This window comes from Clostridium sp. (assembly GCF_050717545.1).
In the GTDB taxonomy this organism is placed as follows: domain Bacteria; phylum Bacillota; class Clostridia; order Clostridiales; family Clostridiaceae; genus Clostridium_AD.
The window spans coordinates 49,204-62,429 of the sequence record NZ_JBOITN010000035.1 but is presented as its reverse complement, the minus strand read 5'-3'; the positions used below and the strand labels follow the sequence as shown (position 1 = coordinate 62,429).

Annotated in this window: 8 protein-coding genes and 1 other RNA gene; 2 read left to right on the top strand and 7 right to left on the bottom strand. The window is 30.7% G+C overall.

The features are described from left to right. Window positions 1-346 precede the first annotated feature (346 nt). The 3 genes from ACREVX_RS11790 to ACREVX_RS11780 form a co-directional block, all read right to left on the bottom strand. Entirely contained in the window at window positions 347-2,788 is a 2,442-nt protein-coding gene (locus ACREVX_RS11790) for a glycosyltransferase family 2 protein (protein ID WP_431544379.1), read from the bottom strand. A 307-nt stretch (window positions 2,789-3,095) separates the two neighbouring features. Next, window positions 3,096-4,616: a 4Fe-4S dicluster domain-containing protein gene (locus ACREVX_RS11785; protein WP_431544378.1), complete on the bottom strand. Its 1,521-nt coding sequence runs from the start codon at window positions 4,614-4,616 to the stop codon at window positions 3,096-3,098. Window positions 4,617-4,654: 38 nt separating this feature from the next. Then, on the bottom strand, window positions 4,655-6,403 hold the full coding sequence (locus tag ACREVX_RS11780; RefSeq protein WP_431544377.1) for an ABC transporter ATP-binding protein: 1,749 nt from the start codon (window positions 6,401-6,403) through the stop codon (window positions 4,655-4,657). Window positions 6,404-6,615: 212 nt separating this feature from the next. Between ACREVX_RS11780 and ACREVX_RS11775 the strand changes: the two genes are divergently transcribed. Continuing rightward, entirely contained in the window at window positions 6,616-7,179 is a 564-nt protein-coding gene (locus ACREVX_RS11775) for a uracil-DNA glycosylase (RefSeq protein ID WP_431544376.1), read from the top strand. A 99-nt stretch (window positions 7,180-7,278) separates the two neighbouring features. Here ACREVX_RS11775 and ACREVX_RS11770 read toward each other — a convergent pair whose 3' ends face one another. Next, complete coding sequence (locus ACREVX_RS11770) at window positions 7,279-8,247, bottom strand: lysozyme inhibitor LprI family protein (RefSeq protein WP_431544375.1); 969 nt, start codon at window positions 8,245-8,247, stop codon at window positions 7,279-7,281. A 452-nt stretch (window positions 8,248-8,699) separates the two neighbouring features. On the opposite strand from ACREVX_RS11770, the gene ACREVX_RS11765 reads away from it, so the two are divergent. Further along, window positions 8,700-9,644, top strand: a complete 945-nt coding sequence (locus tag ACREVX_RS11765; RefSeq protein ID WP_431544374.1) for an L-lactate dehydrogenase — start codon at window positions 8,700-8,702, stop codon at window positions 9,642-9,644. Between the two features lie 88 nt (window positions 9,645-9,732). Here the strand turns inward: ACREVX_RS11765 and ssrA are convergent. The 3 genes from ssrA to rnr form a co-directional block, all read right to left on the bottom strand. Next, window positions 9,733-10,085: a transfer-messenger RNA gene (gene ssrA / locus ACREVX_RS11760) on the bottom strand. A gap of 222 nt (window positions 10,086-10,307) precedes the next feature. Continuing rightward, on the bottom strand, window positions 10,308-10,775 hold the full coding sequence (gene smpB / locus ACREVX_RS11755; RefSeq protein ID WP_431544373.1) for an SsrA-binding protein SmpB: 468 nt from the start codon (window positions 10,773-10,775) through the stop codon (window positions 10,308-10,310). A 166-nt stretch (window positions 10,776-10,941) separates the two neighbouring features. Further along, the gene (rnr, locus tag ACREVX_RS11750) at window positions 10,942-13,182 is read right to left on the bottom strand and encodes a ribonuclease R (RefSeq protein ID WP_431544372.1); all 2,241 of its coding nucleotides are present in this window, start codon (window positions 13,180-13,182) and stop codon (window positions 10,942-10,944) included. Between the last annotated feature and the right edge of the window lie 44 nt (window positions 13,183-13,226).

Sequence of the window (13,226 nt, the reverse complement as noted above, 5' to 3'; positions counted from 1 at the left end):
TTACCACTCCTACACATTTTTATTTTGTGTTTTTGTCTATGTTTTTATTATACTATCCTATGAAATCCTTTTCTATAGGAATAACTTGCGTTTGTATGGAATTTCTTGTCCCATCTAAAACACAGATGTATTTTTCCTTAGATAATAGTAATATCTTTATTTGTACCTCCTTTTTGTAATATCATCCTTCACTGTAAAATCACATATAGTATCTTAAACAATATTTTGACCATTTTATAACGTAATTATGCACTCCTTAGATATTACAGTGATAACATTAACCAAATTTCTAACGTAAACAAATTAGAAGAAGAACCCTTATTAGAGGATTCTCCTTCTTTATTATTTATAAAATGTCGTTGGATTTTTTAATTTGTTTTTGTATTTCTTGTAACTCGTTATATATTTTTATTATTATAATCTGATATTCATCTAATTTTAATACATTTTTTAGCATATCATCAATAGACAAATTAGAGTATTTACCATGTGTAGATAATTTATTATTTCTTTCATTACTTAAAGTATTATTTACTTGATTATTTAAAGTATTAGTAATAATGTTACTTACAACATTTGTTTTTTTCGATTTTAAATTTATATCTTTTACAATATCAATATTGTTTAATTCCTTTATAGTTTGAGAATGATTAGCACCATTTATTTCTAATATACTTTTATTATCAATAAATATATTCTCTTGTGAGAATTTTTCTATTACAGTGACTTCACCACTGCTTAATTCTTTATAAGAATGTTGTTTATCGAAAGCATTATAATATCCATTTTCATCTGCATAAATAAACCTGATTATATTTAAATATTGTTCCTTGGATAAATTGACAAACCTACATCCAAAATAATTATCTTGATACCTTACTACTCTACAATATACATCAATTTTATCTATTTTTACTTTTATAATATCTCCAATGTCAAAATTATTAATTCTATTAATACCAATAGTTATTTTAATACCAGTATCACTAATTTCATTAACTACGCAATTGATATTTTGTGAGTTTTCTAACATAATACTACTTCTATAGTCTATTTTTTTTCTTTCTGATTTTTTGTATCTCGGCTTCTCGAGTGACAACATCATAATTAATATAATTCCTATAATATTATAAATTGCCCACGATATATTAATAATTAACGATTGTCTTAACCCTGTTGAATTCGTACTTATAAATTTATTTAAACTTATTCCAAATCCTAAAATAGTTAATATAAACAATATAAACTGTGGTATTAACAAATTCCAACTTACAAATATATTTTTTTTAGTATTCCCTTTCAAAGTAACATTAAATTTTAATTCTTTAGAAAATAAAAGTTCTGATAAAGAATCAAATGCTAAGAATACAGCAGTTGCAGATTCGTATATGTGCGTAAAAAATAACGTTCTATATTTTGAGGAATAAGATTTAAACATTAATATATAAGCTACGAATGACGGAACAAAGAACTGGAATAACTGTAGTGTGTTAGTTTTTATTATAAGTACCCCAGTTAATAAAAATATTATAGGACACAATATATAAATTAATTTAGATATACTAGAATACCAATATAGAATTCCACTAAAATACAACAATCGCTGCATAGTAGTTAATCCTTTCATTGTAAGCGGATTCCATTTTTTTGACACCTGTATATTACCTCTACACCATCTTTTCCTTTGTTTTGCAAAGTCTTTATAATATTCAGCGGAAAGCCCTACAGCAAGCACCTCATTTACAAATATTGATTTATATTTTTTTGCCTGTAATAGCATTCCTGTTGCCATATCCTCTGTGACACTACCTGTGGGGATTCCTCCAATATCATCTACAGCTTTTCGACTAAACAAAGCATTTGTTCCTACATGAAATAAAGCATTATATCTAGCTCTACCGGCCTGAATTTCTCTCATGAAAAAATCTTGTTCGTTAGGTATTTTATTATCCAAATTCAAATTGTATTGAAACGGATCCGGATTATAAAAAACCTGTGGTGATTGAACAAATCCTACATCATTACTTTTAAAATATCCCACCATTTTTTGTAAATAATTAGGTTTTGGAATCATATCAGCATCTAATACAGAAAATAATTCCCCTTTGCAATGATTTGATAAAGCATTATTAATATTGCCAGCTTTAGCAAAATCATTATTATCTCTAGATATATAATTTACATTAAAGAAATTAGCTAACTTGTTTATCTCATCCCTATTCCCATCATCACATACATAAATGTTATATAAATTAGAAGGATATTCGATATTTAATGCACCAGCTATAGTTTTCTGCAATATAAATGCAGGTTCATTAAAAGTCATAATTAAAATATCTATAGTAGGTAACTCCTTAAGATCACTCATCTTTCGTTCTTCTAATTTATAAGGCTTATAAAACATTAAAATATATATTGCAGATTGAAAAAACCCTATTAATTCAGATATTATAAGTATTATACCCAATGTCATACCAACTGTTGTATTGGTAGGAATAGTATATTTAATTCTCCAAATAATATAAATTAAATTAAAAGTAACAATGGTAATAATGAATGGTAATTTCAATCCTTCATATTTTTTTCTTAATATGTATAATGAAAATAACCATGCCATTTCAATGACAAATATAACTATTTTATAGTTAAAAAACATATTATTAACTGTAAGTTGTATTTGAGGTAAGATTGTGTAAGCAGTTTTTAGATACTTTACACATAAATATATAGTTACTGTAGACAATATAAACATAATTAATAATATAATTTTATTAGTTGATTTTAGCATTGCTATGCACACCCCTCTTTTCTAATATATTCTTCTAATTTAAAATTATTATTAACCTTAAAATATAACAATTACTTTAATCTATTAAAGTTGTTGTTAATTTGTTACTAAATAATTTAAATATTTATACAAAAGAGTGTAACTGTAGATTACATATTCAACTTACTCTGTGTTATTGTATTGCATAAGCGTTCATGTTGGCATAAATATAAAAGATATCAACTGTTATTTAATTTTAGAACAATAAAAAGCCATGTACTAGTTACTACAACTAGTACATGGCGTTATTTTAACTAAATAATATTTTCTATTCTTCCTCTATATTTTTTTCATCTAACAAGTAATATTTATCAGCATATTTAGACTCATCTGAAATCTTCAGCTGTGAATTTTTAGCCGCTTGTTTAACCTGATTGCCAGCTATGTTAGGTTTGACAATACACCCAGCTCCAGCAACGCATCCACCCGGGCATGCCATTCCTTCAAGAAGATATCCATCATACTTTCCTTTTATGGCATCATTACACATCTCCCTACATTCTCTCAGTCCATTCGCAGCTTTAATTTTCACTTCTCGCTCTGGATGTTCTTTTTTTATCAAATCAGCTACAGCCTTAGCGACTCCACCTGCAACCGCAAAGCCTCTTCCTGAACCAGTTGCTTCATTACTCAAGCTCGTATCTGTACCAATTATTTCTACTTCTTTGGCTGTAAGCATTCCAAGTAACTCCTCATATGTAATTACAAAATCAACTTCACTTTTTACGCTTTTTCTGGAAGCTTCTAATTTTTTAGCGCTACATGGCCCAACAAAAACAATCTTTGCATCTTTATGTTTTTCTCTCACAAGCCTTGCTGCAAAAACCATTGGAGTCAAAGTCATTGAAATATTTTGGGCATACTGCGGATATAATTTTTTAGCCATAGCAGACCATGAAGGACAGCATGAAGTACCCATAAATGAAAGTTTTTTAGGTACATTTTCTATAAAATCTTTTGCCTCATCAATTGTACAAATATCTGCACCAATCGCAACTTCAACAACATCTTTAAATCCAATTGTAATCATTGCTCTTTTAAAATCATTAAATCCAACATTTTTACCAAACTGCCCCATATATGATGGCGCTACAATTGCTATTACTTCTTTCTTTTGATTAATTGACTGAATTAGTTGAAATATTTGACTTTTATCAGATATTGCTCCAAAAGGACAATTTACCAAACACATTCCACAGCTAACACATTTATCATAATCTATTGATGCTCTACCATATTCATCCGAATATATTGCATCCACTCCGCATGCCATGGCACATGGTCGCCCATGTTTTATTATTGCTGAATACGGACACACTTTAGCACATAAACCACATTTTATACATTTTTCCTGATCAATAACACTTTCCCCATTAACTATACTAACTGCGCCCTTAGGACAAACTTCCACACAAGGGTGTGCTAGACAGCCACGGCACATATTTGTAACTTCATAGCTATTTGTTGGACAAGAATTACAAGCAAATTTTATAATATTTATAAGTGGCGGTTCATAATATTTTGAAGGTATTGTTGCCCCTTCTAATCCCTCCGTAATTGATCTTGATTTATCACTTGGTCTTAAATTTAGTCCCATTGCCAAACGGATTCGCTCACTAACTATTGCTCTTTCAATAAATGTACTTTCTCTATACTTACCCACATCTCCAGGAATGATTTCATATGGAATATTCTCTATTTGTTTTAAATTGTCTTCAAAGGCCATCTTACTTACGGCAGTAAAAACTTTGTGTCTAATATCAGTTAGTGTTTTATATTCGTATTTCATTATAACTCCTCTTATACTTTGATATTTATAAAAACTATCTATTTACTTATATGCTGGGTTTTATAAAGCTCAGCATATACACCGTTTTTTTTCATTAAACATTCGTGATTTCCATCTTCAACAATATTTCCATTATCAAATACAAGAATTCTATCTGCATTTCTAACAGTAGATAATCTATGTGCAATAACAAAAGTTGTTCTGCCTATTATTAGACTATCAAAAGTTTCTTGTATTTTAGCTTCAGTAACACTATCAAGGGCAGAAGTTGCTTCATCTAAAATTAGAAATGGTGGGTTTTTTAGAAATATACGTGCTATAGAAATACGTTGTTTCTGTCCACCAGAAAGCATTGCACCACGTTCTCCAACAAAAGTATTAAATCCATCAGACATAGCAATAATATCATCATAAATTTCAGCCTGTTTTGCTGCTATTGCAACTTCCTTAGAAGTAGCCTCAGGTCTACCGTATCTAATATTTTCGAGAATACTATCGGCAAAAAGAAATATTTCTTGTTCTACAACTCCAATATTTTTATGCAAAGATTCTTGTGTGACATTACGTATATCTACATAGTCAAGCAGAATTTCCCCTTCATCAACATCATAGAACCTGGGAATCAATTTACATAGTGTTGATTTTCCTCCACCTGATTGACCTACTACTGCAATTGTTTCGCCAGGATCGACGTGAAGAGAAATATTATGTAATACTTGAATTCCTTTTTTGTAAGAAAAGCTAACATTTTTAATATCTAATTCGCCTTTTACTCTACCTAGCTCTATAGCATTAGGATCATCTTTCATTTCAGTTTCAGTACGCATCATATCTACAAAACGTACAAGTCCAGCTCCACCTTTTGCAAATAGTTCAGCAAAGTTTGAAAGTTTTCTAATTGGAGTTATAAAAGTAGCAATATATAACGTAAAAGTGATTAAATCAATTTGATTCATCTGTCCTTTCATAATTAATATACCACCTACTAAGATAACTGTTGCTGGCAAAATACAAAGGAAAAATTCCATAGTAGCATTAAAACGTCCCATAGCCTTATAAAATTTGGTTTTAGATGTTTTGAAAGCATCATTTGATTCACTAAACTTATCAAATTCTGAATTCTCATTTGCAAATGCTTTTGCTGTTTTCATGCCTGAAAGCCCCGATTCAATATTCACATTTATAGAAGCAGTTTTTTCTTTCACTTCCAAAGAAGCTTTTGACATTTCAGAACGTCTATACCATACAACTAATAAAAATATAGGCAAGATTAAGGCAATAACCAAAGTTAATTTCCACTGAATAGTAAATAAAATACCTAGTGATCCTATTATTGTCAAAGTGGATATAAAAACATCTTCAGGACCATGATGAGCAAGTTCAGTTATATCAAATAAATCTGCGGTAAGTCTACTCATTAGTTGACCTGTACGGTTTTTATCAAAGTATCCATAAGACAATTCCTGCATATGTTGAAATAAATCGCTTCTTATATCTGCTTCTACTAATACACCAAAAGAGTGGCCATAGTAGCTTATTATATAGTAGAAAAAAGCTCTTAATGTATAAGCAATTAGCATAATCACCATAATAGTTATAAAAGTTTTATAAGCATTAACAGGTAATAGCTCATTTAGAGAATAACGAGTTATTGCTGGAAATGATAAGTCAATAACTGCAATTAAAAATGCACATGACATATCCAATATAAATAATTTTTTGTGTGGTTTAAAATATGAGAAGAATATTGAAACTAGAGATCTTTTTTTAAATTGTTTTGTATCCATTTTAGGTATTTTCCTTTCTTTTATGCTTCTTAGTTTTTCTTTAAGTATAACATATTTATGCTCTGATCAATCTAAATTATCACATTTAAAATCTACAAACATCTCATCATTATGGTTAGAGAATAGGTTAGAGAATAGACCTCGCATTATTTTCAATACTTTAATTATATGCTATAATATAAGACATTATAATAGTTAGGAGTGAAAATTGGATGGTTGATTGGACTGAACTTGAAAAAATGTGTAATAATTGTACAAAATGTGATTTACATAATACCAAAACGAATATGGTTTTCGGGCAAGGAGATATTCATACTGACTTAATGTTTATATGTGAAGCTCCAGGAGAACAGGAAGATTTATCCGGCATACCTTTTGTAGGTAAATCCGGTCAACTTTTCGATAAAATTCTGACTTCGGTTGATATTTCTAGAGAAGAAATCTACATAACAAATATTATAAAATGTAGACCGCCACAAAATAGAAATCCACTAGATATAGAAAAGAAATCTTGTCTACCTTTTCTTCGAAATCAAGTTAAATTAATTCTTCCAAAAATAATTGTATGCCTTGGACGAGTTTCAGCCCAAAGCATTATAAGCCCAAATTTAAAAATTACAAAAGAGCATGGCATTTGGTTTTATAGAAAAGGCTATTATTTAATTGCAACTTATCATCCTTCTGCACTTTTACGTGATCCATCTAAAAAGCGAGATGCTTGGGAAGATTTTAAGACGATTAAGACGAAGTATGATGAGGTTAGGGAGAACAATTAGACTTTACTATCAACTCCTCTAATACTAGCATTCCACAGATTTAATCGTCCTCCCGTTTACATGAAATTATTTACATATCTCAAAATGTCCTAAGGTTTTTTAATTTACTTTCTCTACTAGCTGATAACACCTTTCTTGTGTCGACTTTGCCAAAGAAGTGTATCGTAAATAATCCTCTCCTGTGCCCCCACGCATGTCTTCAGAATCTCTTTGTGCTATAGCCTCTTTTTGTGCTATCCAATTGCTTTCCTCATTCTTTAATTTTTCCATGTCATTAGAGGATAATTGCTGTTCCAAAACATTATAAATCTCATTCAATGATTTATCCCATTTTCCGTATGATTGGAAAGCATAATTATTCAAATCATTTTGTGACTCTGTACCTTCTTCTACTAGCCTTTGTCCAGGGCTTAATTCAATTTTAATATTATTTAATTTATTTATAAATTCTTGTTTTCTACTTTGTACCTGATCTTCTCCATTGTTGTCTTGGGATATTACTTTTGATAATTCAGCAACGTCATTCTTTTGATTTTGCAAAGCAGCAACAATATCTTCCTTTAACTTATTGGCATCTGTATTTTTAGCATCAAACTTTAGAATATCACTTATATATTTATTCGCTTCATCAAATTTCTTATTTCTAATATTGTCTTTTGCTTTCTTTAAATTATCAGATATATATAACTTCTTACACTCACTAATACTACTCTGTGAATCAGAATACCTCTTAGTATCCTGATTGTCTACTTTTGTATAACTCTCAATTGCTGTTAAATACTCCTTACCTTCCATTTGCTTTACTGCAATAGAATATGTTTCTTTCGACTTCCCTAAAACCGTAGCAAAATCCAATTTTCTATTAACTCCTAAATCGTCTTTATAACTTAGTGCTTCTCCGTACAAAGTTACCGCTTTATCATACTCTTCCTTATTCATAGCCTGATTTGCATTATTAAGAAGGTTATTGTATGGTTTAACTTTACTAAAATAGTAATTAGACCCTACTACAAATACAATTAATAAAATAATTGATGAAGATATTAGTACTTTATTTTTAACACTCATAAAAAATACTCTCCCTTGACATTTTCGCTTTATTTTAGCAAAACAATGCTACTATTTAATATATCTAATTTATTGGCGTATATATACCTTGTTCAAATTCCGTAATTGCACCAGTATTCATATTCACTATATATACACATATGTAAACTTCTTCCTCAGAATAAACAGTATCTACATATGATTTTGTTATAACATAACAATCATCACCACTATAAATATATACTTCTTGAAAATCAAAATATTCTTAATTTTTTAACCTTATTTTTGATTTAAAGGCATATTCATTTTTAACATCGAGCTTCAGTATATTCCCTATATACTGATTAGCCTCATCAGATAGAGAGATCTTATAGAAAAGCTATATATATTTGTTATGATAAATGATAAAATATATAAAATAAAATAATTTGATAACAACACATACAACTACAAAATGAAAGGATGATATATTTATGGCAATAAAAAGAAGAAAAGTAGCTATTGTAGGAGCAGGTTCCGTTGGGTCAACTGTAGCATATACTTTAGTAATGCAAGATATATGTGAAGATGTCTTGATATTAGATATTAATAAAAACAAAGCTTGGGCAGAATCTATGGATTTAAATCATAGTATTTCATATTTGAATCGAAACACAAATATTGTTAGCGGTGAATATGAAGACTGTGGAGATGCAGACATTGTTGTTATTACAGCAGCGGCACCATATATAACCGGGCAGACAAGATTAAATATGTTAGGAAAAGCATCCTCAATTGTAAAATCAATAGTAAATCCAATTATAGAGAGTGGCTTTAATGGAATCTTTATTATTGTAACAAATCCAGTAGATGTAATCAGTTATTATGTTCATAAATTATCGGGACTACCAGCAAATCAAGTGATTGGAACTGGAACATCTTTAGATTCTGCTCGTCTTCAGAATGCAGTAGCAGATGTCATGGGTGTAGATCCTCAAAGTGTTCAGGCGTATTGTTTAGGTGAGCATGGAGATTCGCAGATGATTCCGTGGAGTATGGTCACAGTTGGTGGGAAAAATTTTCTTAAAATTCTTGATGATAATAAAGAACGCTTAAATCATATTGTATTAGAACAAATAGAAAAAAACATATCGGAAATTACTTACAAGGTTGTAAATGGTAAAGGTGCTACTAATTATGGAATTGCTGCAACAACAGCGGAAATAATTAAATGTATTTTTAAGGATTCTAATAAAGTTATTCCTGTTTCGGCTATGCTGAACGGTGAATATGGCATAAAAGATGCTTATGTAGGTGTTCCTGCAGTACTAAATCGAAATGGAATAAAAGAAATAGTAGAGTTACGTCTTACCGAGGAGGAAAGTGAAAAATTTCAGAATTCTGTAAAAATCATTAAGGAGTATAATGATAACCTTTAATATATCTTCACACTGCACTTTAACCCAAAAAACAACGAAAACCCCTGAATCAAGGATTTTCCATTGTATCAAACTTGTTGTTTTATTATGGTGGAGGCGAGGGGTGTCGAACCCCTGTCCGAAAGCCATAACACCTAGGCATCTACGAGCATAGTTAGTACTTTAACATTCCCTCCATGTGACTCTTACTAACGAGATTCACGCTTCAGTAGCTTCATATTTTCCGTTTCCAGGTCAAAGCTTTCCCGGACTCGGTTCACCGCTGTCGGCGCCCTATCCTAAGTCGCGGTCATCTAAGGTAAGACGTAGCAGTCTAAGCTGCTAGTGCTAAATTATCGTTTGCGTTTAAATTGTTCCAATAGTTTTTTAACGCGGGTCCATAGGTTCCCTCGACTCGCTTCCTCGATGCAACGTACCCCCGTCGAAACCAAGTACGCCCCCTGAATGTCAAAAGATTAATATTTCCTAAATCTTTTGTAGTAATAATGTGGAGAAATTATTACCTGTATTACGCAAATTTATTTATTAAATTTTATGACCCGTGAATTAATTAAATAGTAACTTAAATTAATTTGTTTATTACTTACTGTATCCTCTATGATACACTATATTATATCCTTTATCAAGTGCTAATATTCTGGAATATAAGTTCATTATTTCTTGTTATCTATTTCTTTCTTTCATCTGTCTGTCCATGTCTCTCTTAGCATCTTTTTCAAGCAGTGCATCTCTCTTATCATAATCTTTTTTACCGCGAACAACGCCGAGATTAACTTTTACCTTAGTATCTTTGAGATAAAGGGATAATGGAACTAGTGTAAAACCTTTTTGAGACGTAAATGATGCTAGTTTTTCTATTTGTACTTTATGCAGCAATAATTTTCTTACTCTTAATGGATCAGTATTAAATTGATTTCCATTTTCGTAATGACTAACATGCATATTTTTTATAAATACTTCACCATTTATAACATCTGCATAACTATCTCTTAAGTTCGCTTTTCCCGCTCTAATAGACTTTACTTCTGTACCAACAAGCGCTATACCAGCTTCCATTGCTTCCTCTATAAAATAATCATGTCTTGCTTTCTTATTCTCCGCTAGTGTTTTGTTTCCTGATTTCTTTGCCATAATTTCACCTGCTTTTTTCTTATTAACATAGTTTAATATTACTTATAATTATACTCTATACCATGCTCTATTTCAAGAACAGATGGATTATTCGCGCGCAGCGTGCTGCAACTTTCAACTAAAATACACGGAAGGAGCATATAATTCTCCTTCCGCAATTTCAATTTTATTCTGTTACGTAATCTTCTTCTTCTTTTGTTTCATCATCTTCATCTATAAGATCATTTAAATCACGAACAGTATATTCCCCTTCTTCTACTTCTTCTCCTGCTTCTATTTCTTCATCTTCCTCTTCTTTTTCAACAAATTCAAAGAAAACATCATGAGAAGTTAAGTCAACTTTACTAACTATAACTCTTACTTCTTCTCCTAATTTATACATCTTTTTAGTCCTCTCACCAATGAGAGTTAAATGTCTTTCATCAAAGACATAATAATCATCATTTAAGCTAGTCATATGGATTAATCCTTCAATAGTATTGGGAAGTTCTATAAACAATCCAAAATTAGTTACTGACGAAATAATACCATCATACTCCACACCAATTCTCTCGCTCATGTATTCTGCTTTCTTTAAGTCATCTACTTCTCTCTCAGCTTCCATAGCTACTCTTTCCATATCTGAGGATTGTTTTGATGCTATTTCTACTTCTTTAGTTAATCTTTCTGTTCTAGCATTACTTAATCCACCATTTATAACTTCTTTAATTATCCTATGGATCATTAAATCAGGATATCTTCTAATTGGCGATGTAAAGTGGCAATAATATTTAGATGCTAACCCAAAATGACCAACACATTCTGGAGAATATTTTGCTTTCATCATAGAACGAAGTAATAATGTGCTAAGTACCATTTCTTCTTTTTTACCTTTTACTTTTGCTATTACTTCTTGAAGCATTCTAGGATGAATATCCTTTCCCCACTTCATACCATATCCTAAGTTATGTGCAAATTCACTAAATCTCATTAGTTTTTCTTCATCTGGGTCCTCATGGATTCTATATACAAACGGTGTATTTAACCAGAAGAAATGTTCAGCCACGGTTTCATTGGCCGTTAACATAAATTCTTCAACCACTCTATTTGCAATCGCTCTTTCATAAGGTACAATATCTACAGGTTTTCCTAGTTCATTTAATATTATCTTACACTCATCAAAATCGAAATCTATAGCTCCTCTACCCATTCTCTTTTTATTAAGAATGCCACATAATTCCTCCATGTGTTTAAAGTCTTCATATAGATACTCATATCTTTTGATTGTTTCCTCGTCCTTGTCTCTTAATATTTTAGTAACATCAGTATAAGTCATTCTCTCATTAGTTTTTATAATACTTTCAACTATTTCATGATCAACGGTTTTACCGTGACTATCTATTTCCATAAAACAAGTAAGAGCAAGTCTATCTACTTTAGGATTTAAACTACATACTCCATTAGATAATTTTTTAGGAAGCATTGGTATAACCCTATCAATAAGATACACTGAAGTTGCTCGTTTAAAAGCTTCTTTGTCTAGAGGATTTTTCTCTTTAACGTAATGAGAAACATCTGCTATATGAACTCCTAAACGATAGTTGCCATTTTCTAAAACCTGGATAGACACAGCATCATCTAGATCTTTAGCATCTTCTCCATCTATAGTTATCATAGTTAAATCTCTTAAATCTTTCCTTCTAGCGTATTCTTCTTTCGGAATTTCTTCAGCTATATTATCAGCATAAGCTTCAACATTTGGCGGAAACTCCTCTGGCAATTTATGTTTTTTAATTATAGTTAGAATATCAATACCTGTGTCGCCTTTGTTTCCTAGAACTTCAATAATTTTTCCTTCTGGATTTCTCTTTTTTTCTGGCCACTGGGTCATTTCAGCTATTACTATTTGCCCTGTTTTGGCACCAAGTCTATCTGCTTTAGGAATAAATATATCTTGAGCTATCCTCTTATCATCAGCTACTACAAATCCAAAATTACTGCTATCTTGATAAATCCCTATTATTGTTTTGTTAAACCTTTCTATTACCTTTGCAATTTCACCTTCACATTTCTTGCCACCATTTTCTTCTTTTATAATTTTCGCAAGAACCTTATCACCATTCATTGCTCCATTTACATTATCTGCTGGAATAAATACATCTGGCCTTTCTACTTCTGCTATTACAAACCCAAAACCTCTTTGATGTCCCTGATATTTACCTACTACAAGACCCATCTTCTCTGGCGTACCGTAACATCCATTATCTGTTTTAGCTATATCACCGTCTTGTTCCATCTCTACAAGCATTGCTGCGAATCCTTTCATATCTTTTTTCTTAATATCAAAGATTTTATAAAGCTCTCCTGTTTTCATAGGTTTATATGCTGGATCTTTCATAAAATCAATTAAGGTTTCCTTTATTTCCATTAAATTTCCTCCTGTCTATTTCTTTATACTTAATATTTTTTCTA